Source organism: Pseudomonas sp. LBUM1664, assembly GCF_059695895.1.
The window spans coordinates 6168747-6194547 of the sequence record NZ_CP166791.1 but is presented as its reverse complement, the minus strand read 5'-3'; the positions used below and the strand labels follow the sequence as shown (position 1 = coordinate 6194547).

The following is a 25801-nucleotide window of genomic DNA, read 5'->3' as shown; positions in this document are numbered from 1 at the left end:
CCTCAGCGCTCTAACCCGTTGCGCGGCCGCGTAGCGGTTTCCTACCAGTCAAGGCGGACGCATGCATTCCAAAGGCGCAGTAATGCTCGATTTCCCGTTGCGGCAAACCCTGTTGGCCGGCTCCGATTTGTTCAGGGATATGCCGGACAATCTGATCCGCTACGTGGCGACCCATGCCGTTGAGCGAATATTGGATGATCGAGAGGTGTTGTATCTCAAAGGCGACGCTCCGACGTTCGTGGTGCTGGTAGTGCAGGGGCATGTTTATCAGTTGATCCACGGGCCGGACGGGCGCGAGCAGATTGTCGCTACGGCGGGGTCGGGGCAGATGGTGGGCGAGTCGGCGTTGATCGATGGCCAGGTACGCGAAGTCTCGGCGATTGCCTGCGGGCAGACCCGTGTGTTGCAGCTGGGGCAGCGGCATTTCGCGGCGCTGTATGCCGAGCCGCTGTTTTTGCGACGCATGTTGATGCTGCTGATGCAGCGTTTTCTCAAGCTCGTGGAGCTGCTGGAGCTGGTTTGCCTGCACCGTCTGGAATCGCGGCTGGCGCGGTTTCTGCTGGCCAATCTGGAAGAGGCCGGGCGCACGGGCAGCGTATCGATACCCCGTAGCCAAGGGATGCTGGCCTCGATGCTTAACACCAGCCGCCCGAAGTTGAATGTGCAGTTGCAGCTCTGGCGTCGGTTGGGGTTGATCAGCGGGCAGCGCGATGTGCTGGTGGTCAACGACATCGAACATTTACGCCGCAAGGCTTATTTGCCCGGATAACGGCGGCACTGTTCCCCAGGTAACAGCGCCGCAAAATCCCAAGCCACAGACTGCCGACTCATCAGGGATGCACAGGAAGTGCTGGCGATGGGTTCTTTTGAAGACAAGGTAGCAATGGTGGCCGCCGATCGGCTGTTCGAAGCCAGTTGGCGCGCGGTGTACCCCGAACTCACGCGCCGGGCCAACCGGCGGGCCAGGGGCAATACTGCACTCGCACAGGAGTGGTTATCGGCAACGGCCATCAAAGCCCTGCTGTTCTTCAGGCGCTCGTCAGAGCGCATACGAGAACCGCAGGGCTTTTTGTTTCTGGTGCTCGAGCATGTGTTTCTCGACAGCCTGCGGCGCAGCAAGCGTGAAGGGCAACTGTTCGATTATTCGATTGATCTGGAGCACGACCATCAGGCCTTGCTCGCCGCGCCTTGGGTGTCGGTGCTTGAGCGCACGGAGTTGTGCGAGCGTCTGGTGCAGGTCAGCCGGCAGGTGGAGCAGTTGTCATCCACCCAGCAACGGTTGTTTGCCCTGCGTTTCGTCGACGACCTGCCCTATTCGCAGATCGCCGCCGAGTTGGGTATCACCCAGCCTCTGGTGCGCAAGCGTGTGCAGCTGTTGCGGGCGGCACTGAGGTGAAGTTTTTCACAACGATGTGCTTGTAGCGTTCTAGTTCAGTAAGCACCTGAAACCCATGACGTACCGATCGCCATCGCGTCTGCGCTGGCGCATTCCATCAAGGAGAGATGTATGACAGATCCGATGGTCAACAGCCAGATAACCGACGCTGTCACCCAAACCAACGTCAAGGTCGTGGCCGAGGCTCCGGCCCAGGCCATTGCGGCGTTGTACCAGGTGGCGAGTCATTCGGCGGGGTTGTCCCTGCAGAATGCGGTCAGCAGCCAGCAGGCCCTCAACCAGATTTCCAACGCGGTGATCTCCAAGGCCGTCTCGCTGATCATGCAGATCGGCGAGAAGCCTTAACGGGTAGGGGAGAGCCGTCATGTTTTGGTCCAAGAAGAAAACGGCCAGTGTTGGCGATCCTCCAACCAACGCGGCTGCCAGCCCTGCTCCAAATTCCGGCGCCAAGCCTACCCGCTCGATCATGGAGCGCATGAACGCGCACATGCTTACTCAAGCGGCCACACCGTCCACCGACAGTACCGATGCGCTGAACAGTCAGATTGTCGAGGCGGTGCAGTTCACCAACGCCCAGACCTTCGCCTACGCCCCGGCGCAGATCGCCATCGCGCCAGACATGATGATCAGCCAGGCAGCCGGGCTGGTGGCGCAATCGGCGGCGGGGTATTTCGACGGCGTGAGCAAGCTGGCGCTGGCGGCCCAGGCCGTGCTGCTCCAGCAGATGACTGAAAACATCGTCAAGAACAACATGCCGGCCGCCGCCGAAGACGCGCTGGGTGCCTTGGCCACCGACCTATTGGTGGGGGCAGCCGCTGCCGTGGCCGCAGCTGCCGGGGCGATGGAAGCCGAAGCGGCCAGTGTCGCGATCGATAAGATCGACCAGAGCATCGCCAAGTACAGCTCACTGTTGGCCAGTCGAGCCGCGTCAGCGACCTGACCTGGTCTAGGGTACTTATGTTCCAGAGCCCTTTCTGGGACGAGTGCAATTGCAAGTCAAAAGTAACTTTTCTTGAAGGAGCGACATCATGAACCCTGGAGATATTGTTTTTTCGGTGGCGACAGTGGATGACAAGTTGTCCACCAGTATTCCTCGTGCGTTTATTCGCGCGGGGCAATGGATAAAAGCCAAGTTGTTTGCCGATGATTCACCCAATGTACCCGTTGTGCATGCGGCTATTGCCGTCAGCAATACCTGCGTGATTGAAAGTGTGGGCAATGGTATTCAGTGTACGGACTTGTCCACCGAGCCGGTCAAGCGCGCGGCCATGGTGTATTCGTGTATCGATAGAGAATTGGCTTACGCGGCCAGCGTGGCTGCCCAGCAATTCAACTCTGACGTGAGTAGCGCTGAAATCAGTGGCCGTTACAGCGTCTGGAAGGCCGTCCTATCGACCTTCAAGCAAACCCCTTTTACTCCTCAATTGCAGGCGCGGATCAATGAGTCGGTCGCCATTGGCGATATCTCGTTTTGCTCACAGTTTGTCGCCAATACCTACGAAGTCGGCAACTTGTATAACAACGCCAACCTGATACCGACTCCCGCGCCGGTGTTCGATACACGTCCAACGGCGATGACGCCCTGGGACCTGGCCTCGTTCTGTGACGGCGACGGCAAGTTCTACTTCGCCGGCATCTGGCAAGACGGGATCGAGGTGCGGCTTTAGCGGTGGTTCCTCTGCTTTTGAGTTCGATTTAATCAAAGGGGAATCCCACATGAGCAAGGACGATCATCCCGCTACCCAGGACCGTCTGTTCGAGGCCCTGAGCCAGTTGACCGATGGCGAAAAGCAGATTCTGGAAGCCTGGATGCGCAGTAGCCCGCAACCGTTTGACGGTACGTCGAAGACGGTCATTGACCAGGTACTGGGCCAGACCTCTCGATTGATCGAGGCCGAAAAACAGCGCACCCGCGAGTTGATGGAACAGTCCATGACCAGCGAGAACGTCCTCAAGCAAAGTGCGCAACAGCGCGAAGCGCTCATACGACAGTTCCTGGCCGCAAAGCAGGCACCGGCTACGGGCAGCGATGGCGCAGCGGTTGGCCCCCTGGATAACGAGGCGTTGCAAAACTCAATAAAGGCACATGTAAAAGACGCCATCAGTGAGCAAATACACGGACTGATCCAGCAGATTGAATCGGCGCTTGCGAAGTTGGGCGACCCCCAAGTTCCTGGTTCCGATCATTGATCGATCACGGTTTCACAGCGGTTGTTTTGCAACGTTCATTTAAGAACACGGAATGCACCGTGTACTGAATAAGGAAATCAATCATGGCATTAGTCAACGAACAAATTACCGACGCGGTAACGCAAACCAACGTCAAGGTCGTGGCCGAAGCACCCGCAATGGCGATGAGCACCATCTACCAGTCCATGGCCCAGGCCACCGCGATTCTGTTCCAGAACGCGGTCTCGGCGCAGCAACAGCAAAACACCCTGGCCCAAGCGGCCACCAACCAGGGCGTGATGCAGATCTACAGCGTCGACACCACCGCCGGTGCCGCCGCCACCGAGAAGGTCGCCCAAGGCGGCGTGTCGGATAATTTGACCAGCCTGCTGACGGTTCTCAAATCGTTCCAGTCCTGATCGGCGAACCCAACCAATAGCGTTCTTTTTTCAACACAGGAGTGTCACCCATGAGTACAGTCAGTCCGCAAATCACCGATGCCGTCACCCAAACCAACGTCAAGGTCGTGGCCGAATCGCCAGCAATGGCGATGAGCACCATTTACCAGTCGATGGGCCAGGCGACTGCGATTCTGTTCCAGAACGCGGTTTCGGCGCAGCAACAGCAAAACACGCTGGCACAAGCGGCCACCAACCAGGGTGTAATGCAGATCTACAGCGTCGACACCACCGCCGGCGCATCTGCCACCGAGAAAGTGGCCCAGGGCGGCGTAGCCGATAACCTGACCAGCCTGTTGACTATCCTCAAGTCGTTCAACCCATAAGGCTTGAGACTGGCAACGCCCCGCCGCCTTACAGGGCCGCGGGGTTTTTTTAGGTTCGCTGATCAGAAAATTCGAGCCAGGATAAGATTTTCGTTCTTTTTTTCGAACAGACTATTGTCCTTCACCCCTATCGGCCCTAGGATTCGTTTGAGATTTCAAACGCTCTTGTCTGGGTGCTGAACCGCACGTCTGTGCTTATGTGCGTTATTTCTGTGCTTCAGCCCGGTGGATGATTTCCCTGACGGCAGCCCCTGAGGCGCCTTTCTACAAATCTAATTCGCTGCGCGTGTGCGCGGTGCTGTTAAGGAAAGCCGACATGCAGCTTAAAGACACCCAGTTGTTCCGCCAGCAAGCCTTTATCGATGGCGCTTGGGTCGATGCGGACAACGGTCAGACGATCAAGGTCACCAACCCAGCAACGGGCGAAGTGCTGGGCACTGTGCCGAAAATGGGCGCTGCCGAAACCCGTCGGGCGATTGAAGCCGCCGACAAAGCGCTGCCAGCTTGGCGTGCGCTGACTGCCAAAGAGCGCGCCAACAAGCTGCGCCGCTGGTTCGAATTGCTGATCGAAAACCAGGACGACCTCGGTCGCCTGATGACCCTGGAACAGGGCAAGCCACTGGCCGAAGCCAAGGGCGAAATCGTTTATGCGGCCTCGTTCATCGAGTGGTTCGCCGAAGAAGCCAAGCGCATCTACGGTGACGTGATTCCCGGCCACCAGCCTGACAAGCGCCTGATCGTGATCAAGCAGCCGATCGGCGTGACCGCTGCCATTACTCCGTGGAACTTCCCGGCCGCGATGATCACCCGCAAGGCTGGCCCAGCCCTGGCCGCCGGTTGCACCATGGTTATCAAGCCTGCGTCGCAAACCCCATTCTCGGCCCTGGCCCTGGTGGAACTGGCGCACCGTGCCGGCATTCCGAAAGGTGTGCTGAGCGTGGTCACCGGCAGTGCTGGCGACATCGGCGGCGAGCTGACCAGCAACCCGATTGTGCGCAAGCTGTCGTTCACCGGCTCGACCGAAATCGGTCGCCAGTTGATGGCCGAATGCGCCAAGGACATCAAGAAAGTCTCCCTGGAACTGGGTGGCAACGCGCCGTTCATCGTGTTCGACGACGCGGACCTGGATAAGGCCGTCGAAGGCGCGATCATTTCCAAGTACCGCAACAACGGCCAGACCTGTGTCTGCGCCAACCGCCTGTACATCCAGGATTCGGTCTACGACGCGTTCGCTGAGAAACTCAAGGCTGCGGTGGCCAAGCTCAAGATCGGCAACGGTCTGGACGACGGCACCACCACCGGTCCGTTGATCGATGGCAAAGCCGTCGCCAAGGTGCAGGAGCACATTGCCGACGCGGTCAGCAAAGGCGCGACCGTACTGGCCGGCGGCAAGGCGATGGAAGGCAACTTCTTCGAGCCGACCATCCTGACCAACGTGCCGAATAACGCCGCCGTGGCGAAGGAAGAAACCTTCGGCCCGCTGGCGCCGTTGTTCCGTTTCAAAGACGAAGCCGAAGTGATCGCGATGTCCAACGACACCGAGTTCGGTCTGGCCTCGTACTTCTATGCCCGCGACCTGGGCCGTGTGTTCCGTGTGGCTGAGGCCCTGGAATACGGCATGGTCGGCGTCAACACCGGTTTGATCTCCAACGAAGTCGCGCCGTTCGGCGGCATCAAGGCTTCGGGCCTGGGCCGTGAAGGTTCCAAGTACGGGATCGAGGATTACCTGGAAATCAAATACCTCTGCCTCGGTATCTGATCCTGCTTCAAGCGCAAAGGGCACGAGAGCGCTGTCCCTTTGCGCGGTTTCAAAACGCAATTTCTCTGCGGCCGGGAACGCCGTGGCAGTCGATCATCGCATGCTGCCGCCGTTGACTCCCCACCGTGTAATCCTTGAACCACGCCGACCGATGAGCGGCGAATGAGGACTTTAATGAGCAAGACTAACGCTGATCTGATGGCCCGCCGTACCGCTGCCGTTCCACGTGGTGTTGGCCAGATTCACCCGATCTTCGCCGAATCGGCGAAGAACGCCACGGTAACCGACGTCGAGGGCCGTGAATTCATCGACTTCGCCGGCGGCATTGCCGTGCTGAACACCGGCCACTTGCACCCGAAAATCATCGCTGCCGTGACCGCACAGTTGAACAAGCTTACCCATACCTGCTTCCAGGTCTTGGCCTACGAGCCTTACGTAGAACTGTGCGAAAAAATCAACGCCAAGGTGCCAGGTGATTTCGCCAAGAAAACCCTGCTGGTAACCACCGGCTCGGAAGCTGTGGAAAATGCCGTGAAAATCGCCCGCGCCGCCACGGGCCGTGCCGGTGTGATCGCCTTCACCGGCGCTTACCACGGTCGCACCATGATGACCTTGGGCCTGACCGGTAAAGTCGCGCCGTACTCGGCCGGCATGGGCCTGATGCCTGGCGGTATCTTCCGCGCGCTGTACCCGAACGAACTGCATGGCGTGAGCATCGACGATTCCATCGCTAGCATCGAGCGCGTCTTCAAGAACGACGCCGAGCCGCGTGACATCGCTGCCATCATCATCGAGCCGGTGCAGGGCGAGGGTGGTTTCTATGTGGCGCCGAAGGAATTCATGAAGCGCCTGCGAGCCCTGTGCGACCAGCACGGCATTCTGCTGATCGCTGACGAAGTACAGACCGGCGCCGGTCGTACCGGTACCTTCTTCGCGATGGAGCAAATGGGCGTTGCCGCCGACCTCACCACCTTCGCCAAATCCATCGCCGGCGGTTTTCCATTGGCCGGTGTGTGCGGCAAGGCCGAGTACATGGATGCCATCGCCCCGGGTGGCTTGGGCGGCACCTACGCCGGCAGCCCGATCGCTTGCGCCGCTGCGTTGGCGGTGATGGAAGTATTCGAAGAAGAGCACCTGCTGGATCGCTGCAAGGCTGTGGGCGAGCGTCTGGTAACGGGCCTCAAGGCCATCCAGAAGAAGTACCCGGTGATCGGCGAAGTTCGTGCCCTGGGCGCGATGATTGCCGTGGAACTGTTCGAAAACGGCGACTCCCACAAGCCGAACGCTGCGGCGGTGGCTCAGGTCGTGGCCAAGGCGCGTGACAAGGGCCTGATCCTGCTGTCTTGCGGCACCTACGGCAACGTTCTGCGGGTGTTGGTGCCGCTGACCTCGCCGGACGAGCAACTGGACAAAGGCCTGGCAATCATCGAAGAGTGCTTCTCCGAGCTCTGATTTTACGAGCGCTAAGTTGTGCGCTGATTCACAAAAAAACCCGCTTCGGCGGGTTTTTTCATATTCGGGAACATATCCCCGGGGTTTTGAGCTGTCTGGAACGGCTGCCATTGTCTAAGGTGCAAGTATGGCAAGGGAGCGATGCTGCATGACTGCTGTGGATTTACCCGCTGTACCGCGTGTGTTGATCGCCGAGGCTGATTCGGCGTCCCGTGAGCTGCTCGAGCAAGTGTTGTCGGGCATACGCTGCGATGCTCGAGTGGATACCTGCGGTGAGGGGCAGCAGGCCCTGGATTTGCTGGCGCACAATTCGTACGACCTGGTGATCGCTGATTGGGAGCTGCCGGGTGTCGATGGCCTGAGCATCCTGCGCAGCCTTCGCCAGCAGCATCGCACCCCGGCGTTGCCGTTCATCCTGATGAGCCGGCGCAACGACAGCGCCAGCGTGCGCGAGGTCTTGCCGCTGGCACCGACGGCGTATTTGACCAAACCCTTGAACCGGGAAAACCTGACTCAGCGTTTGCAGGGGTTGCTCTTGAGTGGTGGTGAAGACGCCTCCTACGACGTGCCGATACCCGGACCGGGGTTGACCCTGGCAGCCTTTCTGGAACGTCGGCATGATCTGTCCGAAGGCGCGCCGCTGATGACCGATGTGCAAGTGGCGGTCAAGCGCAGCCTCAACCCCAGTGGCCTGGATCTGAAACTGCTGGAAGGGGAAATCCGCACCGACCCGCAAATCACCGCCTCGCTGATTGCTGCCGCCAACAGCGCTGCCCAGCATCAGGGCGGCGGCCCGGTACAGACCGTGGCCCAGGCGCTGCACCAGCTTGGCACCGGGCAGAGCATGAACCTGATTCTGGGTCTGACCCTCAAGCGCTGTGCTCGCCTCAGCGTCCCGTGCCTGGCGGACTATGCCGAGCGGTATTGGGAGTTGTCGCTGCACGCCGCCGAGTACGCCCGGATGCTGGCGCGGTTGCTGGATCTGGAGCCGGAACGCTGTTATTGCGCCGGGTTGTTGCATCGTCTGGGTGATCTGGCGCTGCTGCGTTGCCTGGAGGAATGGAAGCAGGCCGGTGGCGAGCTGGATGAGCCAGAGGAAGTGGGGAATGCGCTTGACCAGTATGGGGCCAGCTTCGGCTCGGCGCTGCGTACCCGCTGGCGCTTGCCACTGGAGTTGCGCGAGTTGATTGCGGCGGCCTATGGCCTTGGTGGTGGGGTTTATTCCCGTGAAGCGCTGGTGATGAACATGGCGACGCAGATGGCCCATTTGACCGAGCATGAAGGGCTTGAAGAGCTGGCCCGGGGCCGTACGGCGCGTTTGCTGAAGATTGGGTTGCCGGAGTTGATGCGGGTAAGCAGGAAGTAGGCCACCCGCTCCCACAGTTGAACGGTGGTGGAGGCCACTGCTTCAAGCGGCGATGATGCGGTTCTTACCCTGGCGCTTGGCTTCGTACATGGCGGCGTCGGCGCGGGCGAACAGGCTGTCGAGGGTCTGGTCTTCGGCAGTGATGCTGGTCAGGCCCTGGCTTACGGTAATACCGAAGCTCTGCTCCCCACTACGGAAAGACAGACGCTGGATTTCCCGTTCTAAGCGTTCGGCCACTTGCAACGCCATGTCCGGGGCGCAGCCGGGGAACACCGCGGCGAATTCTTCGCCACCGATCCGCCCGAACAGGTCGCCGCGCCTGAGCACGGACCGTCCGCTTTCGGCGATTTTCTGCAACACGGTATCGCCTTCCTGATGGCCGTAGGTGTCGTTGATCACCTTGAAGTCATCGATGTCCAGCAACAGGAACGCCATGGGCATCCCTTGTAGCCGTGCCTGCTCGAATTCGCGGTGGGCGCATTCGAAGAAGTGGCGGCGATTGCTGCTCTGGGTCAGCACATCGGTGGTTGCCAGACGCTGCAGTTCGTTTTCCAACAGCTTCTTTTCGGTGATGTCTTCGGCGATGCCTACTACGATCACCGGTTGCCCCGGCTCGGCCTTACGGTTGATGAAGCACTTGTCGCTCAGCCAGCGGATTTGGCCATCGGCGGCGATGATGCGGTATTCACGATCCTCGACGGCACCTTTGACCAGCACTTCAGCCAGGCTGCGCTCGGCGTAGTCCAGATCGTCGGGGTAGATTGCGTCGCGCCATTCGTTGAAATCCGCGAGTACCAGACCTGCGGGCCGGCCGAAGATTCGCTCGTAGGCAGGGCTGACGTACAACACCTGTCGGGTTTCCCAGTTGAACGCCCAAAGCACCGCATTGACGCTGACCAGCAATGAGCTGAACAGCTGCTCACGCTCGCTCAGGCGCGCCACTTCGCCCTGAGCGTGCATCAGCGCCATGAGCGTCTGGGCCGCCTCGGGCCAATGAGGTTGGGATGAATCCTGTAGGTTTTTGTCGACCATCGGCACAAATCTCAAAGAGCGTGCACTGCAGTAGGTTCGCACGCGCTTACTTCAAATCCCGCCAGGATGGCGAAGTGCTCTTTGAGATAGGGGATTCGGGACGAAGTTCCTTGGCAAGCGACGAAGGGCGGGGTGCTAATTCAGCCAGTCATGATCAATTCAACACTGAAGCTGTGGCGAGGGAGCTTGCTCCCGCTTGAGTGCGAAGCGCTCACAGAAATGGGGCTGCTGCGCAGCCCAGCGGGAGCAAGCTCCCTCGCCACAACAAGCTCTTCTCCACAGCAATCCCTTGCTGGAGTTGTCTGTCAGGCCGTGGCAGGACGCAGCGAGTAGGTCTTGAGCTGGTCGGCGAAGTCCCGCAGGGACTGGATGCCGCTGGCCTCTGCTTCGTGGACCCATTCCTTGATGGCTGCGAGCATGTCGTGGCCGTTACTGCTGGTCTTGACCCAGATCTGCTGCAACGCCAGGCGTTTTTCGTAGATCACCTTCAGGGCCTGGCTGTGTTCCAGCATGTTCTGGATGCGCACATGGTGGCGGTCATCCAACAGGCTGGTTTCCCGCGACAGCAGGCGTTTGGCCCGGTGGAACTGGTGGCGCACCGAGTGATCGACCTTCTCCAGTTCCTGTTTGACCAGCGGGGCGATGACCAGCCTGCGGTATTGGGCCATGATCTGGAAACGGTTGTTGAGGATCGCCATGGCGGTGTCCATGTCCACGTGGCCCTTGCCTTCGACCCGGTGGGCGATTGGCGCGACACGCTGGACCTTGGCCAGGCGCAGGAAACTGAACACCTGGATCCAGGCCCAGCCCAGGTCGAACTCCCATTTGCGTACCGACAGCTTGGCCGAATTGGGGTAGGTGTGGTGGTTGTTGTGCAGTTCTTCGCCACCGATCAGGATGCCCCACGGCACCAGGTTGGTCGCCGCGTCGCGGCATTCGAAGTTGCGGTAGCCCACGGCATGGCCCAGGCCATTGACCACGCCGGCGGCCCAGACCGGAATCCACATCATCTGGATGGCCCAGATGGTGATGCCGATGGTGCCGAACAGCAGCAGGTCGATGACGCCCATGATCGCCACGCCCAGTAGCGGGAAGCGGCTGTAGAGGTTGCGCTCGATCCAGTCGTCAGGGCAGTTCTTGCCGTAGATGCGCAGGGTTTCCGGATTTTCCGCTTCGGCGCGATACAACTCGGCACCCTTGCGCAGCACGGTGGACAGGCCTTTGATGACCGGGCTGTGGGGATCGTCGACGGTTTCGCATTTGGCGTGGTGCTTGCGGTGGATAGCGGTCCACTCGCGGGTGTTCTGCGCCGTGGTCAGCCACAGCCAGAAGCGGAAGAAATGTTTGAGGCCGGCGTTGAGCTCCAGGGAGCGATGAGCCGAATAACGGTGCAGGTAGACCGTGACGCCAATGATCGTGACATGGGTCAGCAGCAGGGTGACTGCCACCAGTGACCAGGGCGACAAGCCAAGAAAACCTTCGTACCACATAGGCTGTAGGGCCCTCGATAAAAATAGAAACTGCCGTTGCATTATCACCAGCTCTACAGATAAAACCAGTCGGCCTTTCAGATAAGAGTGGCAGGATGTTTCTTCCTCTATAATTTCCCTTTCCTTATATGGACATGGATGGCCGAATGCTTGCTTATCGCCGTAGTGCTACGCGTGCAGCGCTGCTTTACATCGTGCTGTCTGTCGTCTGGTTGCAGCTGGTTGGTTATTTATTAAGCAATTTCTTCGATCAATCCGCCGACCGGCTTCGCTGGCTGCTGATCAACGGTTACGCCTGGGCCCTGGTCAGCGCCGGGTTGATTTTCCTGGCACGGGTGCGGATATCCCGGGTTTTCGGGAAGGCCGAGCACAATGCCGATCGCGAACGTCTGCGTCAGGCCGCCGCCGTCTTTGATTGCACCCGAGAAGGGGTGTTGGTGACGGACCGCAACGGGCTGATTGTGCATGTGAACCGGGCCTTCATGGCGATCACCGGTTATGACCGGGCCGAAGTGCTGGGCCAGCGCCCCAGCCTGTTCAAATCCGGTCGTCACGGGCCAGAGTTCTATCTCGACATGTTTGCCTCCCTGGCCAGCCTTAGTGAGTGGAGCGGCGAGATCTGGAACCGGCGTAAAAGTGGCGAGATTTTCCCGCAATGGCAGACGATCCGGGTCATTCACGACGACAGCGGCCAAATAAGCCATTACGTTGCGGTGTTCTCGGATATCAGTGCGATCAAGGATTCGGAACACGAACTGGCGCACCTGGCTCATCACGATCCGCTGACTGGCCTGCCCAACCGCCTGCTGTTTTCCGACCGCGCCGAACAAGCGCTGGCGTCGTCCCAGCTGCACAAGCGCGGCTGTGCTCTGCTGCTGGTGGATCTGGATCACTTCAAAAACATCAATGACAGCCTGGGCCACAACGTTGGCGATGAGTTGCTCAAAGGCGTGGCTGAGCGCTTTCGCGGGCTCTTTGCGCCGGGTGTGACCCTGGCCCGTCTGGGGGGCGACGAATTTGCGGTGCTGGTGGAAAACTGCTCGCAGCCTGGTCAGGCGGCAGCGTTGGCCCGGCGCATCATCGACGCGCTGAAGGCGCCGTTCCGCCTGGACAGCCAGCCATTGTTCATCAATGCCAGCATCGGCATCAGCCTGTTCCCCGGTGACGCCCTCAGCGCCGGGCAACTGTTGCGCAATGCCGATTCGGCGCTGTTCAAGGCCAAGAATGCCGGGCGTGACGGCTACGCCTTGTACACCGAAGAACTCACCGCCCACGCTCAGCAGCGAGTCGAGATCGCCTTCGAATTGCGTCGTGCCCTCCAGCAGCAGGAGTTGCGGGTTTATTACCAACCGGTACACGACCTGGCGACCAGCCGTCTGGTTGGTGTCGAGGCGCTGGTGCGCTGGCAGCATCCCAAGCGTGGGCTGATTTCGCCGGCCGAGTTTATTCCCATTGCCGAGCGCACCGGGCTGATCGCTCAGATCGATGCCTGGGTCATGGACCAGGCCTGCCGGCAGATGTGCCGGTGGCAGCAGGCCGGGGTGGTGTTGTCGTTCGTCGCGGTCAACGTCTCCAGCCGGTTGTTCGCCCATCGCGAGTTGTATGAGCAGGTCGCTCGAGTGCTGCACGACACGGGCCTGGATCCGGCTTATCTGGAGTTGGAAGTGACAGAAAGCGCAGTGATGGAAGACCCGGAGGTGGCGCTGGAACAGATGCATCGTCTGCGGGAGTTGGGTGTGCGATTGGCTATCGATGATTTCGGCACGGGCTATTCATCGCTGCTGCGGCTCAAACGTTTGCCGGTGCAGAAGCTCAAGATTGATCAGGGCTTTGTCGTCGGGCTGCCGTGGGATGAAGACGATGCGGCGATTGTCCGGGTGATCATCGCCCTGGCCCGCAGCATGGGCATGCAGGTGCACGCCGAAGGTATCGAGCAGCGCGAACAAGCAGTCTTCCTGCTCGAGCACGCCTGTGAGCTGGGGCAGGGCTACTGGTTCGGGCGGCCTGTTCCGGCGCAGATGTTGGATTGGGATTGCGCACCGGTAATCACCTGAATACCTTCGCCAGAAGGTTCGATTTGTTTTTTTGGTTATATAAAAATTCTTAAATAGTCTTTTTAAGAATATCTGCCTTTATCTAGTATTGCTCCCACGCCGCAAGCAGTGCCGCCCACTGCCAGGCATTTATCAAGGAGCAGCAGCATGAGCGCATCTCTACGTAGCGTTGACGGCCAGGACGAAGCATCCATCTTGCGTGAGATCCAGAGCGCATTGCGCGACCTGCGCTTTGGTGCGGTGGAAATCACCGTGCACAACGCGCAGGTGGTCCAGATCGAACGCAAGGAAAAATTCCGGTTGCAGCAGCCGAATCAAAAGCCGAGCTGAAAAAACAAAAGATCGCAGCCTGCGGCAGCTCCTACGGGGGGCTTGGTGTAGGAGCTGCCGCAGGCTGCGATCTTTTCACAGGCGACCCGATTTCCAGAAGCCATAAGAAACCAGAATTCCAGGAGCTTTCACCATGTCGTCAATTCGTCGTTATGCCTTGGCCGCCCTGGCCAGTGCTGTTTTTGCAGGTTCCGCCGTTGCCAAGGATTACGAGTTGCTCAACGTGTCTTACGACCCGACCCGCGAGTTGTATCAGGACTACAACGCCGAGTTCGCCAATTTCTGGAAGAGCGCGCACCCGGACGACACCGTAAAGATCCAGCAGTCCCACGGTGGTTCGGGCAAGCAAGGCCGGGCGGTGATCGATGGTCTGCGGGCCGACGTCGTCACCCTGGCCCTGGCCGGCGACATCGATGAAATCGCCAAGCTGGGCAAATCCCTGCCGGCGGATTGGCAAAAGCGCCTGCCGGACGCCAGCACGCCTTACACCTCCACCATTGTGTTTCTGGTGCGCAAGGGCAATCCCAAGGGCATCAAGGATTGGGGCGACCTGATCAAGAATGACGTGTCGGTCATCACCCCGAACCCGAAGACCTCCGGCGGTGCTCGCTGGAACTTCCTCGCGGCCTGGGCCTATGGCCTCAAGGCCAGCGGCGGTGACGAAGCCAAGGCCAAGGAATACGTGCAAGCGCTGTTCAAGCACGTGCCAGTCCTCGACACCGGCGCCCGTGGCTCGACCATTACCTTCGTCAACAACGGTCAGGGCGACGTGTTGCTGGCCTGGGAAAACGAAGCCTTCCTGGCGCTGAAAGAAGACGGCGGCGCCGACAAGTTCGACATCGTCGTGCCGTCGCTGTCGATCCTCGCCGAACCGCCGGTGGCGGTGGTGGACAAGAACGCCGAGAAAAAGGGCAACCTTGAGATCGCCGAAGCCTATCTCAAGCACCTGTACAGCCCGGCCGGGCAGGAAATCGCCGCGAAAAACTTCTATCGCCCGCGCGACAAAGACGTCGCCGCCAAGTACTCCCGCCAGTTCCCGAAACTGGACCTGGTGAGCATCGACAAGGATTTCGGCGGCTGGAAAACCGCCCAACCGAAATTCTTCAACGATGGCGGCGTGTTCGACCAGATCTATCAGGCGCAGTAAGCTGGGGCTTGTCTTCGGGCCAGTCAGTTAAGCCACAAAACCTGTGGGAGCGAGCCTGCTCGCGATAGGAGCATGTCAGTCGACAGCGATGGTGGCTGATCCGCCGCTATCGCGAGCAGGCTCGCTCCCACAGTCAACCAAGGACTTTTATGTCGCGTCGCATTTCACCCGTCATACCCGGCTTCGGGCTGACGCTGGGCTACACCCTGGTGTACCTCAGTCTGATTGTGCTCATACCGCTGGCGGCGATGTTCGTGCATGCCGCTCAACTCACCTGGGAACAGTTCTGGGCGATCATCTCGGCGCCGCGGGTGCTGGCTGCCTTGAAGCTCAGTTTCGGCACCGCGCTGTACGCCGCGATTATCAACGGCGTGATCGGTACGCTGCTGGCCTGGGTGCTGGTGCGATACACCTTTCCCGGTCGCAAGATTATCGACGCGATGATCGACTTGCCGTTCGCCCTGCCCACTGCGGTGGCCGGTATCGCGCTGACGGCGTTGTATGCGCCGACTGGCCTGGTCGGCCAGTTCGCCACTGACCTTGGTTTCAAGATCGCCTACACCCCGCTGGGCATCACCCTGGCGCTGACCTTCGTGACGCTGCCGTTTGTGGTGCGCACGGTGCAGCCGGTGCTGGCCGATATTCCCCGTGAAGTCGAAGAGGCCGCCGCGTGCCTCGGTGCCAAGCCGTGGCAGGTGTTCCGCCATATCCTGGTGCCGGCGTTGCTGCCGGCCTGGCTGACCGGCTTCGCCCTGGCGTTTGCCCGGGGCGTGGGCGAGTACGGTTCGGTGATTTTCATCGCCGGCAACATGCCGATGAAAACCGAGATCCTGCCGCTGCTGATCATGGTCAAGCTCGACCAATACGACTACACCGGCGCCACCTCCATCGGGGTGCTGATGCTGGTGGTTTCCTTTGTCCTGTTGCTGCTGATCAACCTGCTGCAGCGGCGTATCGAAACCCCTTAAGGAGGCGCGAACATGTCCCAATCGTCTATTGCCGCTGCCTCCACTAACGCGGCCCGCCGTGGCAGTGCGGCTTCGCGGCGAATCCTGATCGGCCTCGGCTGGCTGATTTTTTCGCTGTTTCTGCTGCTGCCGCTGTTCATCGTGGTGTCTCAGGGCTTGAAGCTTGGCCTGGGAGCGTTCTTTGCCGCGATTTTCGAACCCGACGCGCTGTCGGCGCTGAAGCTCACGGTGATCGCGGTGCTGATCTCGGTGCCGCTGAACCTGGTGTTTGGTGTCAGCGCCGCGTGGTGCGTCAGTAAATATTCGTTCCGTGGCAAAAGCATGCTGGTGACGCTGATCGACTTGCCGTTCTCGGTCTCGCCGGTGATCGCAGGCCTGGTCTATGTGTTGATGTTCGGCGCCCAGGGCCTGTTCGGCCCGTGGCTGTCGGATCACGACATCCAGATTGTGTTTGCGCTGCCAGGCATCGTGCTGGCGACGATTTTCGTCACTGTGCCATTCGTGGCCCGTGAGCTGATCCCGCTGATGCAGGAGCAGGGCACTCAGGAGGAAGAGGCCGCACGCCTGCTGGGCGCCAATGGTTGGCAGATGTTCTGGCATGTCACCGTGCCGAACATCAAGTGGGGCCTGATTTATGGCGTGGTGCTGTGTACCGCCCGGGCCATGGGTGAGTTCGGCGCGGTGTCGGTGGTGTCCGGGCACATTCGCGGGGTGACCAACACCCTGCCGCTGCACGTCGAGATCCTCTACAACGAATACAACCACGTGGCCGCGTTCGCTGTGGCGAGCCTGTTGCTGATCCTGGCGCTCTTCATCCTGCTGCTCAAGCAGTGGAGCGAAAACCGAATCAACCGCCTGCGCGCCAGCGCCGCGGAGGAATAAGTCATGTCGATCGAAGTCCGTAATGTCAGCAAGAATTTCAACGCCTTCAAGGCCCTGGACAATATCAGCCTGGATATCCAGAGCGGCGAGCTGGTGGCGCTGTTGGGCCCGTCGGGTTGCGGCAAGACTACTTTGCTGCGAATCATCGCCGGCCTCGAAACCCCGGACCAGGGCAACATCGTGTTCCACGGCGAGGACGTATCCGGCCACGACGTGCGCGATCGCAACGTCGGTTTTGTGTTCCAGCACTACGCCTTGTTCCGCCACATGACGGTGTTCGACAACGTTGCCTTCGGCTTGCGCATGAAGCCCAAGAACCAGCGCCCGAACGAAAGCCAGATCGCGACCAAGGTTCACGAACTGCTGAACATGGTGCAACTGGACTGGCTCGCCGACCGTTACCCCGAACAGCTTTCCGGCGGCCAGCGCCAGCGCATCGCCCTGGCCCGCGCATTGGCGGTGGAGCCCAAGGTGCTGCTGTTGGACGAACCCTTCGGTGCCCTCGACGCCAAGGTTCGCAAGGAACTGCGCCGCTGGCTGGCGCGGCTGCATGAGGACATCAACCTGACCTCGGTGTTCGTGACCCACGACCAGGAAGAGGCCATGGAAGTTGCCGACCGGATCGTGGTGATGAACAAGGGCGTGATCGAGCAGATCGGCTCACCGGGCGACGTGTACGAATACCCGGCCAGCGACTTTGTGTATCACTTCCTCGGCGACTCGAACCGCCTGCATCTGGGTGAAGACCAGCATGTGCTGTTCCGCCCTCATGAAGTCTCGCTGTCGCGCTCGGAACTGGAAGACCACCACGCCGCCGAAGTGCGGGACATCCGCCCGCTGGGCGCCACGACCCGGGTGACCTTGAAGGTGGAAGGCCAGAGCGAACTGATCGAAGCCGAAGTGGTGAAAGATCACGACAGCCTGGTGGGCCTGGCGAAGGGCGAGACGCTGTTCTTCAAGCCGAAGGTCTGGCAGAAGGTTGCCAACCTTTAAAATCAAAAGCGTCGCGAGCAAGCCCGCTCCCACAAATGGATTGGCGTTGACCACAAATCTGTCAGCCACCCAAAAAACCTGTGGGAACGAGCCTGCTCGCGATGGCGTTCTCGATATCACCTCAATCTGAATAACGACGCTTGGCCTTGCTTCGATCGGTTCTACTCCTGCACCTGTTCATGACCCAAACCCTACCTAGACTCTGACGTGCCAGGAGGCAAGTGAGAGTCCATGAAGGACCGGTGTTATCTCCTGGCGCCCTGATGCCAAGGAGATAAGTATGAGAATGGAAGTCAGTCGGCATGGCCCGTTTGGCTGTGCATTGTTAAGCGTTTTGCTGGGCTCCTCCGCCAGCGCCGCCCCCTCGTTGTCGCCGCAGATACCCTTCGATGTCACGGTCACCAAGCCGGTTTCACTGCCCAGTCTGCAGGCCAATTTCGATGACCTGTCGTGGCAGACCTTCATCGCCCTGAACTGGCCGGCCCTGGACAACGGCAATCCAAATACCGGCACCCCCATCGGCACGCAGGACGGAGCGACGGTGTGGGAAAGCTGGAAAGAGAGCTACCAGATCTTCCGGGCGAAGGGCCAGGCACCGCTGCCCTGGAACGCGCCAGCGACCCTTCCCGAGGCGTGCAAGTCGCTCAAGCCTGGCCGCTTGCTGCAGCAGATGGGCAAGGTTCCCGATGTGCTGGATGAGTTTATCCAACCCTTCGAGAGCGGCCCGCTGGTGGATCAGAACGGCACCTATACGCGCAACGAAATCGTGGTCAACCAATCGATGTTCGATGGGATTGTCGACAACGGTCTGTACAGCGTCGAAGGCCAGCAGAAGTTTTTTGCCGCGAAACCAACCAACACCGTGGCGTTCAGCTGCGGTGCCAACGACACAAAACAGGTGGGCGCGGTGATGGTGAAAGCGTCATGGAAAGTGCTCGGCACCCATGATCGCCCGCAGGATTTCCACACGGTCGATGCGCTGGTCTATACGCCGGGCAACAGCGACCCGAGCCATGGACCGATTGTCGAAGAGTCGTGTAAGTCAGAGCCGGTCGGGCTGGTCGGGTTGCACATCGTCCATAAGACGACCAGCGCAGCGCAGTGGGTCTGGTCGACCTTTGAGCATGTGAACAACGTGCCTGAAAAATCCACACCCCCTGCCCAGCGGGTGGGCCCGTATCTGTTCTACAACGCCGACAGCAAAAGCGACATCAACCAGCCTCCGCCACGGCCATGGAACCCGGCAGTCAAGGCAACGCCCTCGCAGATCGTGCGCGACGTGCCGTTGACCGAAGCCACCAAAACCCTGAATGCCACCTATCAAGCGCTGTTGCGAACGGTCAACCCGCAGAGCGTCTGGGCTAACTATCAATTGATCAGTACCCAGTGGCCGTCAGACCCGTCACCGAACTGCCAGATATCGGCCGTCAACCCGCTGGGCAGTCCGGCCCCCCTGTTCCTGGCCAACGCCACGCTGGAAACCTACATCCAGGGCACGGTGCCACAGGCGTCCTCCAGTTGCATGGCCTGTCATGGCAATGCGGCAACCCATGTCACCGAATCCCCGCGCACCAGCTTCGCGGACTTCACCTACTTGCTTGAACGTGCGCAGTCCACTGGCGGACAAGGAGTCAACCATGAGCAGTGATCTGGATAATTTCGTTGGCCTATCATCGGCCCTGACCGGCATTCCCACGGATCGGCTTGCGCCGACGATCGACCAAGTGGGTTTGCCACCGATTTTTCTCGAGTTCATCACGCCGCGAATTACGCCCGATGTGCTCAGCACGTTGCTGACTCAGTACGCCACGCTGGTGGCTGACAATGTGCCCCCAGACCAGATCGCCCAGGCGGTGCTGATGGACGGATCGCGACCGGCCGTCACGCAAGCCGCCCAAGCCGCGCGCTCGATCATGAAGCTGTGGTTGTTGGGTGTCTGGTATCAACCGTATGCCACCGGGGACTACACATCGACCGACTCGATGGTGGTGTCCGATCAGGCGTACATCCAGAGCTGGGCCTGGAAAATTGCCCAGGCCCATCCCATGGGCTACAGCGAGATGTTTTTCGGCTACTGGAACACTACGCCGCCGAGCCTTGAGGACTACACCGGGGTTCCCGCCAACTCGCAGCAAGGAGCTTCGTCATGAGTACCGAACAAGCAGAGGTGGTCATCGTCGGCGCAGGACTGGCCGGCAGCATCATCGCTTATCAGTTGGGCATGGCCGGTGTGGAGGTGCTGGTGCTCGAATCGGGCCCGGAGATCCCGGCCAATCGCGCTCAATACCTGGAGCGCTTCTACACGGCCACTCTGAAAACCCCTGAATCCCCCTATCCCCCGGTGTCGAACCTGGACACGCCGCGTGATCCGACCAAGGAAAATGCCCCTCGGGCCACCATCGCCGATCTGATCCGTGGCTGGAACGATCCCAAGGTCAGCTACCTGGTGCAGAAAGGCCCGCTGCCCTTCAACAGCACTTATGAACGGGTTGGCGGCGGGACGACCTGGCACTGGGTTGGGACGTGCCTGCGCATGGTGCCGAACGATTTTCGCCTGAAGACAAAGTACGGCGTCGGGGTGGATTGGCCCATCGGTTACGACGATCTGCAAAGTGCCTATTGCCGGGCCGAGGCGGAAATCGGTGTATCGGCCAATGTCGCCGACCAGGCCTATCTGGGCATGACCTTTCCCGAAGGTTATTCATTCCCGATGCACAGCATTCCGTTGTCGCTGGTCGATGGCAGTTTTGTCACGGCAGTGGCGGGGCAGTCTTTCGACGGCTTGCCGCTGGTGGTCAGCCCAACGCCGGCCGGGCGCAATTCGCAACCCTACGCCGGGCGCCGGGTGTGTGCCGGTAACACCAACTGCACACCGATTTGCCCGATCCAGGCCAAGTACGACGCGACCGTAACGATGAATAAGGCCTTGGCCACCGGCAAGGTCCGGGTGCTGTACAGGACCGTGGCCAGCAAAGTGACTGTGGGCGCGGACAGCAATATCAATGGTGTCGAATTCATTCAGTATCAGCTGGGCGACGGCCCGATCACTGGAACCGGCGTAGCCGTCGGGCAGCGGTATGTGATTGCCGCCCACGCCATCGAAACCCCTAAGTTATTGCTCAACTCAAAGACGCCGGCCTGGCCCAACGGCGTGGCCAACAGCAGCGGGCAAGTGGGGCGCAGTCTGTCCGATCATCCGATTTACCTGGCGTGGGGGCTGATGCCTGAAGGCAAGACGATTTTTCCATACCGTGGCCCCGTGTCCACGGCAGGCATCGAGAGCTTGCGTGATGGTGATTTTCGCAGCCAGCGAGCGGCGTGGCGCATCGAAATCGGTAACGAGGGCTGGAACTGGCCGGTTGGCGATCCCTACGTCACCGTGGCTGATTTCATCGACGGGGCGAATAAAAGCGGGGCCAACCCGTTGCCATCGACCCAGTCACCCGCGTCGCCCAGTGAAGTGCTTTATGGAACAGCACTGATTCAAAAGCTCAATGACCTGTTCACCCGTCAGTTTCGCATCGGGTTTTTGGTGGAGCAGGTGGACGCCAATCCCGATCAGTCCAATTGCTACATCGTGCCATCGGCCGATTACACGGATCAGCTCAAGATTCCCCGGCCGGAAATTCACTATGACCTGTCCGATTACACCAAGGAGGGCTTCAGACAGGCGAAGCTGTTGGCGACTCACATTATTACGCAACTACTCGGCGCCGTGGAGCTGACGAAGCCTATCAATAACGGAAGGTTCAACTACAACGGCGAGGATTACAGCTTCCAGGGCGCCGGACACCTGATGGGGACCTATCGCATGGGCGATGATCCAGCCAAATCGGTGGTCGACAAACACCAGCGCAGTTGGGATCACAAAAATCTGTTCCTGGTGGGCGACGGCGTCTTCCCCAGCACCGGAACTTCGAACCCGAGCCTGACGATTGCGGCATTGTCGTTCCAGGCCGGGGATACGCTGGCCAACGACCTGAAGGCTGTGACAATGCAGGTCCAAGCCAATCAACCCTGGCAGGGCACCGGCGTGCAGATCGGCGGTCCGCTGCCACGCTTGGTTCGCTACATCAGCGGGCGATGGCAAGCCAGCCCGGAAGGCGGCAGGGTGGATGGAAACGGTGGTTCGAGGCACATCAGTTATGACAGCTATACGTTGCCCGGTGCGGCCGAAGGCGCCTTGATCGGTCGCGTGGGCAACGGTGGAACGCCGTTCCTGGTCGGCGATCTGGCGCAGCTTCCTGGCGGGCAACAAGGGGAGTTGCAGTTGTGCATCAATGATGACCTGACAGGGCGTTACGGTGCTGGCCTGACCGATAACATTGGTGCACTGACGGTTCGGGTCGAGTTCGGTACGGTGTAAAACTTGAGCGGTAACGGCGTCGAACCGTTACCGCTCTTTTTTCAGGCGGCCGAGCGTTGGTTGCGCAAGGCCACCGGGCCGGCGCGTTCTTCAATGGCCCGTTTCAGCTCGCCTCGAAGTCCCAGCAGAAAACCCGCTTCAACCACCACAAACAATGGCCCGACAATCAGCCCGGTGAGGTCGTCGACGAACGCCGGTTTGCGGCCTTCGTAATAGTGACCGACAAACTGGATGACCCAGCCCACCACAAACAGCCCCAGGCCGCTGCTCAACCACACCGACGTGCTTTGTGCGGCAAGCACCTGACCCAGCCATATCGCCAGGCCCAGCAGCACCGTCATCAGCACACCCAGACGCAGCTCCAGGCGCAGATAGAACCAGGCACTGGCCGCGGCCACCAACAATGCCGGAGACACCAGGACCGGGCCCACCGGCCAGGCGGGTCGAGACAGCAGCACGGCGACGGCGACGAAAATCAGCGGGATGCCAATGAAATGGGTGGCGATGTTGCGCGGGTCGCGGTGATAGGCCGCATATTGACTGAGATGATCGACGAGGCTTTTCATTGTTGTTCCTCCTGAGGTGATGCCTGCATGATGCCCAGGTTCCACGATGTGTTCTGTCAGTTAGCCGACACTTGTCCCGGAGTTTCCATGAGTTCGAATCCCTGGCACTCGCACCTGATGGCCGGCCATTGGTACAGCCATTTGCCCGTTGAGTTACAGAATAGTCTGTTGGGGATGTCGCGGGTGCGCCGTTTGTTGCCGGGGCATCGGCTGTTCAAGCGCGGCGACCCGCCATGCGGGATGTACGCGGTGCTGGAAGGCGCGGTGCGAGTTGGCACGGTGAGCGAACAGGGCAAGGAAGCGTTGCTAAGCGTGGTGGAGGCGTCGCACTGGTTCGGTGAAATCGGCCTGTTCGATGGCCAGCCGCGCACCCATGATGCGGTGGGCGTGGGTCAATGCACCCTGCTGCACGTGCCTCAGGCGGCGTTGCTGGCGTTTTTGGAAGAGCAACCGATCTGCTGGCGGCCTCTCGCGTTGCTGATGAGCCACAAACTGCGCCTGACCTTCATCAACCTTGAACAGCTGAGCCTGATGCCCGCCCCGGCGCGCGTGGCCCATCGCCTGCTGTTGATCGCCGAAGGCTATGGCGAAATCGAACCGGCGCGACGGGTCCTGCAATTGCCCCAGGAACAACTGGCGTTGATGCTCTCGCTGTCGCGCCAGACTACCAACCAGATCCTCAAGGACCTGCAAAGCCAAGGCATTGTGCACCTCGGTTATGGCGAGATCGAAATCCTGGATATCGAGCGGTTGCGGGTGTTGACTGCGATCTGAAGCCGACCTGAAACCTGTGTGGGGCTTGCTCGCGAAGAGGCCAGCCCAATCAGCGCAAGTCTTTAGCGCAAACCATCCCGAAACTGCCCCGGCGTCATCCCGGTCCAGCGCTTGAAGGCGCGGCTGAAGCTGCTGGCGTCGGCAAAGCCCAGCAGATAACTGACTTCGCTCAGCGAGCACTGCGGATCACGCAGGTGCAGCAGCGCGAGGTTTTCCCGGCATTCGTTGAGCAGTGCGTCGAAGCGGCAGCCTTCGTCGGCCAAATGCCGCTGCAGGCTGCGCAGGCTCAGGTGCATGGCTTGGGCAATGTGCTCGGCGCTGGGTTCGCCTTCGGGCAGTTGGGCCTCGATGGCGGCACGCACCTTGCGCTCCCAGGTCAGCGGCTGGAGCTGCGCGAGGGTGCGCTTGAGCACCGCTTCGTTGTGTTCGGCCAGCTCCGGGTTGGCGTCGTCCAGGTGGCTGTCGAAATCGCTGAGGTCGAACTCCAGGCAATCTTGCCCGGCACCGAAATGCACCGGCGAGCGGAACACTTTATGCCAGGGGCTGGGGTCCGCCGGTTCCGGGCGCCGCAAGTACACCGCCAATGGCGCGTAGTCGCGGCCCAGGCGGTTGCGACAAGTGCGCACGTAAATCGCGGCGAATGCGTCGATGGCCTCAAAGGCCGGCGCCGGACGGCCCTGGGGCACCTCAAGACTGAAGCGGTAGCGGTCTTCGCCACGGCTCAGTTGCAGCGTCAGCGCATCGCTGACCACCGGGTGATAGCGCACGATCCGCTCGAACACTTCGCGCAGACTGCCGCTGGCCACCAGGGCGTAACCCAAGGCGTGAAACGTGGTGGGGCTGACGAAGCGCGATACACGCAGGCCGATTGCCGGGTCGCCGCTGGCCTGCACCGCCAATGCCCACAGGCGGGTGGTGGCCGAGAGTGGATAGCGGGCGTTCGGGTCGTCCATCAACTGCGGGTCGAGGCCGGCCTCAACGCACAGGGCATGACTGTCCAGGCCCAGCGCATCGAGCTGTTTGCGCAGGGCGCGGGTCCAGCTGGCGAGAGAGGTTGGTTCAGTCATGACGATTGGCGCTTGCGGTCAACAGGTTGGCGTTTACGGCTACCACCTTGTCGGGCAACGCCCTTCAGGATGAGCACATCGATAACAGAGGATTTAAGCCATGCACGGCACTTGCGCAAGCCCCGAGCGATTGAATGCACAACAGCGATCCGCCCATATTCGCCAAGTGGTGCTGGCCAGGGGCGAAGAATTGCGCCAGCGCTACCCGGTTCTGCGACATCAGGATGCGTTGGGCGCGGGCATCCTGGCGTTCGCCCTGGCCGGCATGATCGGTTCGGCGCTGCTCTACATCAACGGTCACTTGGCCGGGTGGGCGTGCCTGCTGCTCAACGCTTTTTTCGCCTCCCTGACCCACGAGCTGGAACATGACCTGATCCACAGCCTGTATTTTCGCAAGCAACGCCTGCCCCACAACCTGATGATGGGCCTGGTGTGGCTGGCGCGGCCGAGCACCATCAACCCGTGGATCCGCCGTCACCTGCACCTCAACCATCACAAGGTGTCCGGCAGCGAGGCCGACATGGAAGAGCGGGCCATCACCAACGGCGAACCCTGGGGGGTGGCGCGGTTGCTGATGGTCGGCGACAACGTGATGTCGGCCTTCATCCGCCTGCTGCGGGCCAAGACCTGGGCGCACAAGCGCAGCATCCTCAAACGCACGCTGAAGGTTTACTTCCCGCTGGCGCTGCTGCACTGGGGGGCCTGGTATGTGTTTCTCGGTTTCCATGGGATCAACGGCGTCGCCGGCCTGCTCGACACGTCGATTGACTGGTCGGCGACCATGCTGGCGGTGATGCACGTGATCGACATCGCGGCAGTGGTGATCATCGGCCCGAATGTACTGCGCACCTTTTGCCTGCACTTCGTCAGCTCGAACATGCATTACTACGGCGACATCGAGTCGGGCAATGTCATCCAGCAAACCCAGGTGCTCAATCCCTGGTGGTTGTGGCCGTTGCAGGCGTTCTGCTTCAACTTCGGCAGCAGCCACGGGATCCATCATTTCGTGGTGAAGGAGCCGTTTTACCTCCGTCAACTGACGGTGCCGGTGGCTCACAAAGTGATGCGTGAGATGGGCGTGCGGTTCAATGATTTCGGCACCTTTGGGCGGGCGAACCGGTTTGTGCGCGAAGAGGGTGTGGTGCGCGATGACGGGGATAAGATTCGGGTTGGAAGCTGACCCGTTCAAAGAGCACAGACAGAACC

The 25801-nt window shown here is 60.3% G+C and carries 26 protein-coding genes; 22 read left to right on the top strand and 4 right to left on the bottom strand.

The features are described 5' to 3' along the window. Window positions 1-61: 61 nt before the first annotated feature. From ACA047_RS28685 to ACA047_RS28635, 11 genes are all read left to right on the top strand, one after another. Window positions 62-769: a Crp/Fnr family transcriptional regulator gene (locus ACA047_RS28685; protein ID WP_497355237.1), complete on the top strand. Its 708-nt coding sequence runs from the start codon at window positions 62-64 to the stop codon at window positions 767-769. Between the two features lie 87 nt (window positions 770-856). Further along, window positions 857-1396: an RNA polymerase sigma factor gene (locus ACA047_RS28680; RefSeq protein ID WP_497355235.1), complete on the top strand. Its 540-nt coding sequence runs from the start codon at window positions 857-859 to the stop codon at window positions 1394-1396. 111 nt (window positions 1397-1507) lie between these two features. Beyond that, a complete protein-coding gene (locus ACA047_RS28675; RefSeq protein WP_497355233.1) occupies window positions 1508-1741 on the top strand; it encodes a RebB family R body protein in 234 nt (77 codons plus the stop codon). A 19-nt stretch (window positions 1742-1760) separates the two neighbouring features. Continuing rightward, a complete protein-coding gene (locus ACA047_RS28670) occupies window positions 1761-2336 on the top strand; it encodes a hypothetical protein (protein ID WP_497355231.1) in 576 nt (191 codons plus the stop codon). An 88-nt stretch (window positions 2337-2424) separates the two neighbouring features. Further along, window positions 2425-3063: a hypothetical protein gene (locus tag ACA047_RS28665; RefSeq protein ID WP_497355229.1), complete on the top strand. Its 639-nt coding sequence runs from the start codon at window positions 2425-2427 to the stop codon at window positions 3061-3063. A 49-nt stretch (window positions 3064-3112) separates the two neighbouring features. Continuing rightward, window positions 3113-3586 carry a hypothetical protein gene (locus ACA047_RS28660; RefSeq protein WP_497355227.1) on the top strand — a complete coding sequence of 158 codons (474 nt, stop codon included), beginning with the start codon at window positions 3113-3115 and terminating at the stop codon, window positions 3584-3586. A gap of 83 nt (window positions 3587-3669) precedes the next feature. Next, window positions 3670-3984, top strand: a complete 315-nt coding sequence (locus ACA047_RS28655) for a RebB family R body protein (protein WP_497355225.1) — start codon at window positions 3670-3672, stop codon at window positions 3982-3984. 50 nt (window positions 3985-4034) lie between these two features. Further along, window positions 4035-4349, top strand: a complete 315-nt coding sequence (locus tag ACA047_RS28650; RefSeq protein ID WP_497355223.1) for a RebB family R body protein — start codon at window positions 4035-4037, stop codon at window positions 4347-4349. 316 nt (window positions 4350-4665) lie between these two features. Next, entirely contained in the window at window positions 4666-6108 is a 1443-nt protein-coding gene (gabD, locus tag ACA047_RS28645) for an NADP-dependent succinate-semialdehyde dehydrogenase (protein ID WP_497355221.1), read from the top strand. Between the two features lie 174 nt (window positions 6109-6282). Continuing rightward, window positions 6283-7560 carry a 4-aminobutyrate--2-oxoglutarate transaminase gene (gabT, locus tag ACA047_RS28640; protein WP_497355219.1) on the top strand — a complete coding sequence of 426 codons (1278 nt, stop codon included), beginning with the start codon at window positions 6283-6285 and terminating at the stop codon, window positions 7558-7560. Between the two features lie 148 nt (window positions 7561-7708). Further along, window positions 7709-8926, top strand: coding sequence for an HDOD domain-containing protein (locus ACA047_RS28635; RefSeq protein ID WP_497355217.1), 1218 nt, complete (start codon window positions 7709-7711; stop codon window positions 8924-8926). A 42-nt stretch (window positions 8927-8968) separates the two neighbouring features. Here ACA047_RS28635 and ACA047_RS28630 read toward each other — a convergent pair whose 3' ends face one another. Both ACA047_RS28630 and desA read right to left on the bottom strand, forming a co-directional pair. Further along, the gene (locus ACA047_RS28630; RefSeq protein ID WP_497355215.1) at window positions 8969-9958 is read right to left on the bottom strand and encodes a GGDEF domain-containing protein; all 990 of its coding nucleotides are present in this window, start codon (window positions 9956-9958) and stop codon (window positions 8969-8971) included. Window positions 9959-10263: 305 nt separating this feature from the next. Then, window positions 10264-11448, bottom strand: a complete 1185-nt coding sequence (desA, locus tag ACA047_RS28625; protein ID WP_497355213.1) for a delta-9 fatty acid desaturase DesA — start codon at window positions 11446-11448, stop codon at window positions 10264-10266. A gap of 146 nt (window positions 11449-11594) precedes the next feature. Between desA and dibA the strand changes: the two genes are divergently transcribed. The 9 genes from dibA (at window position 11595) to ACA047_RS28580 (ending at window position 22188) form a co-directional block, all read left to right on the top strand. Then, entirely contained in the window at window positions 11595-13502 is a 1908-nt protein-coding gene (gene dibA / locus ACA047_RS28620) for a phosphodiesterase DibA (RefSeq protein ID WP_497355211.1), read from the top strand. A gap of 147 nt (window positions 13503-13649) precedes the next feature. Continuing rightward, window positions 13650-13832 (top strand): sulfur starvation response protein OscA, encoded by a 183-nt coding sequence (oscA, locus tag ACA047_RS28615; protein WP_497355209.1) that lies wholly within the window; start codon window positions 13650-13652, stop codon window positions 13830-13832. A gap of 133 nt (window positions 13833-13965) precedes the next feature. Next, window positions 13966-14979 carry a sulfate ABC transporter substrate-binding protein gene (locus tag ACA047_RS28610; RefSeq protein WP_497355207.1) on the top strand — a complete coding sequence of 338 codons (1014 nt, stop codon included), beginning with the start codon at window positions 13966-13968 and terminating at the stop codon, window positions 14977-14979. Window positions 14980-15128: 149 nt separating this feature from the next. After that, the gene (gene cysT, locus ACA047_RS28605; protein WP_013692011.1) at window positions 15129-15947 is read left to right on the top strand and encodes a sulfate ABC transporter permease subunit CysT; all 819 of its coding nucleotides are present in this window, start codon (window positions 15129-15131) and stop codon (window positions 15945-15947) included. Window positions 15948-15959: 12 nt separating this feature from the next. Beyond that, window positions 15960-16829, top strand: a complete 870-nt coding sequence (gene cysW / locus ACA047_RS28600) for a sulfate ABC transporter permease subunit CysW (RefSeq protein ID WP_497355205.1) — start codon at window positions 15960-15962, stop codon at window positions 16827-16829. A gap of 3 nt (window positions 16830-16832) precedes the next feature. Then, on the top strand, window positions 16833-17822 hold the full coding sequence (locus ACA047_RS28595; RefSeq protein WP_497355203.1) for a sulfate/molybdate ABC transporter ATP-binding protein: 990 nt from the start codon (window positions 16833-16835) through the stop codon (window positions 17820-17822). A gap of 280 nt (window positions 17823-18102) precedes the next feature. After that, window positions 18103-19470 (top strand): cytochrome C, encoded by a 1368-nt coding sequence (locus ACA047_RS28590; protein ID WP_497355201.1) that lies wholly within the window; start codon window positions 18103-18105, stop codon window positions 19468-19470. Continuing rightward, a complete protein-coding gene (locus ACA047_RS28585; protein WP_497355199.1) occupies window positions 19460-19972 on the top strand; it encodes a sorbitol dehydrogenase in 513 nt (170 codons plus the stop codon). The genes ACA047_RS28590 and ACA047_RS28585 overlap by 11 nt, the downstream gene beginning before the upstream one ends. Then, window positions 19969-22188: a GMC family oxidoreductase gene (locus ACA047_RS28580; protein ID WP_497355198.1), complete on the top strand. Its 2220-nt coding sequence runs from the start codon at window positions 19969-19971 to the stop codon at window positions 22186-22188. The genes ACA047_RS28585 and ACA047_RS28580 overlap by 4 nt, the downstream gene beginning before the upstream one ends. Before the next feature lie 41 nt (window positions 22189-22229). On the opposite strand, the gene ACA047_RS28575 is transcribed toward ACA047_RS28580, so the two are convergent. Then, window positions 22230-22754 carry an Mpo1 family 2-hydroxy fatty acid dioxygenase gene (locus ACA047_RS28575; RefSeq protein ID WP_497355196.1) on the bottom strand — a complete coding sequence of 175 codons (525 nt, stop codon included), beginning with the start codon at window positions 22752-22754 and terminating at the stop codon, window positions 22230-22232. Window positions 22755-22841: 87 nt separating this feature from the next. Between ACA047_RS28575 and ACA047_RS28570 the strand changes: the two genes are divergently transcribed. Then, a complete protein-coding gene (locus tag ACA047_RS28570) occupies window positions 22842-23528 on the top strand; it encodes a Crp/Fnr family transcriptional regulator (RefSeq protein WP_497355194.1) in 687 nt (228 codons plus the stop codon). A gap of 62 nt (window positions 23529-23590) precedes the next feature. Here ACA047_RS28570 and ACA047_RS28565 read toward each other — a convergent pair whose 3' ends face one another. After that, window positions 23591-24595, bottom strand: a complete 1005-nt coding sequence (locus ACA047_RS28565; RefSeq protein ID WP_497355192.1) for an AraC family transcriptional regulator — start codon at window positions 24593-24595, stop codon at window positions 23591-23593. Between the two features lie 100 nt (window positions 24596-24695). Here ACA047_RS28565 and ACA047_RS28560 point away from each other — a divergent pair, with 100 nt between their 5' ends. Next, window positions 24696-25775: a fatty acid desaturase gene (locus tag ACA047_RS28560; RefSeq protein WP_497355190.1), complete on the top strand. Its 1080-nt coding sequence runs from the start codon at window positions 24696-24698 to the stop codon at window positions 25773-25775. The last annotated feature ends 26 nt before the right edge of the window (window positions 25776-25801 follow it).

Excerpts from the sequence above, each read along its gene's own strand:
- ACA047_RS28685 (WP_497355237.1), top strand. The coding sequence starts at position 62 with ATGCATTCCAAAGGCGCAGTAATGCTCGATTTCCCGTTGCGGCAAACC.
- ACA047_RS28680 (WP_497355235.1), top strand. The coding sequence starts at position 857 with ATGGGTTCTTTTGAAGACAAGGTAGCAATGGTGGCCGCCGATCGGCTG.
- ACA047_RS28675 (WP_497355233.1), top strand. The coding sequence starts at position 1,508 with ATGACAGATCCGATGGTCAACAGCCAGATAACCGACGCTGTCACCCAA.
- ACA047_RS28670 (WP_497355231.1), top strand. The coding sequence starts at position 1,761 with ATGTTTTGGTCCAAGAAGAAAACGGCCAGTGTTGGCGATCCTCCAACC.
- ACA047_RS28665 (WP_497355229.1), top strand. The coding sequence starts at position 2,425 with ATGAACCCTGGAGATATTGTTTTTTCGGTGGCGACAGTGGATGACAAG.
- ACA047_RS28660 (WP_497355227.1), top strand. The coding sequence starts at position 3,113 with ATGAGCAAGGACGATCATCCCGCTACCCAGGACCGTCTGTTCGAGGCC.
- ACA047_RS28655 (WP_497355225.1), top strand. The coding sequence starts at position 3,670 with ATGGCATTAGTCAACGAACAAATTACCGACGCGGTAACGCAAACCAAC.
- ACA047_RS28650 (WP_497355223.1), top strand. The coding sequence starts at position 4,035 with ATGAGTACAGTCAGTCCGCAAATCACCGATGCCGTCACCCAAACCAAC.
- gabD (WP_497355221.1), top strand. The coding sequence starts at position 4,666 with ATGCAGCTTAAAGACACCCAGTTGTTCCGCCAGCAAGCCTTTATCGAT.
- gabT (WP_497355219.1), top strand. The coding sequence starts at position 6,283 with ATGAGCAAGACTAACGCTGATCTGATGGCCCGCCGTACCGCTGCCGTT.
- ACA047_RS28635 (WP_497355217.1), top strand. The coding sequence starts at position 7,709 with ATGACTGCTGTGGATTTACCCGCTGTACCGCGTGTGTTGATCGCCGAG.
- ACA047_RS28630 (WP_497355215.1), bottom strand. The coding sequence starts at position 9,958 with ATGGTCGACAAAAACCTACAGGATTCATCCCAACCTCATTGGCCCGAG.
- desA (WP_497355213.1), bottom strand. The coding sequence starts at position 11,448 with ATGTGGTACGAAGGTTTTCTTGGCTTGTCGCCCTGGTCACTGGTGGCA.
- dibA (WP_497355211.1), top strand. The coding sequence starts at position 11,595 with ATGCTTGCTTATCGCCGTAGTGCTACGCGTGCAGCGCTGCTTTACATC.
- oscA (WP_497355209.1), top strand. The coding sequence starts at position 13,650 with ATGAGCGCATCTCTACGTAGCGTTGACGGCCAGGACGAAGCATCCATC.
- ACA047_RS28610 (WP_497355207.1), top strand. The coding sequence starts at position 13,966 with ATGTCGTCAATTCGTCGTTATGCCTTGGCCGCCCTGGCCAGTGCTGTT.
- cysT (WP_013692011.1), top strand. The coding sequence starts at position 15,129 with ATGTCGCGTCGCATTTCACCCGTCATACCCGGCTTCGGGCTGACGCTG.
- cysW (WP_497355205.1), top strand. The coding sequence starts at position 15,960 with ATGTCCCAATCGTCTATTGCCGCTGCCTCCACTAACGCGGCCCGCCGT.
- ACA047_RS28595 (WP_497355203.1), top strand. The coding sequence starts at position 16,833 with ATGTCGATCGAAGTCCGTAATGTCAGCAAGAATTTCAACGCCTTCAAG.
- ACA047_RS28590 (WP_497355201.1), top strand. The coding sequence starts at position 18,103 with ATGAGAATGGAAGTCAGTCGGCATGGCCCGTTTGGCTGTGCATTGTTA.
- ACA047_RS28585 (WP_497355199.1), top strand. The coding sequence starts at position 19,460 with ATGAGCAGTGATCTGGATAATTTCGTTGGCCTATCATCGGCCCTGACC.
- ACA047_RS28580 (WP_497355198.1), top strand. The coding sequence starts at position 19,969 with ATGAGTACCGAACAAGCAGAGGTGGTCATCGTCGGCGCAGGACTGGCC.
- ACA047_RS28575 (WP_497355196.1), bottom strand. The coding sequence starts at position 22,754 with ATGAAAAGCCTCGTCGATCATCTCAGTCAATATGCGGCCTATCACCGC.
- ACA047_RS28570 (WP_497355194.1), top strand. The coding sequence starts at position 22,842 with ATGAGTTCGAATCCCTGGCACTCGCACCTGATGGCCGGCCATTGGTAC.
- ACA047_RS28565 (WP_497355192.1), bottom strand. The coding sequence starts at position 24,595 with ATGACTGAACCAACCTCTCTCGCCAGCTGGACCCGCGCCCTGCGCAAA.
- ACA047_RS28560 (WP_497355190.1), top strand. The coding sequence starts at position 24,696 with ATGCACGGCACTTGCGCAAGCCCCGAGCGATTGAATGCACAACAGCGA.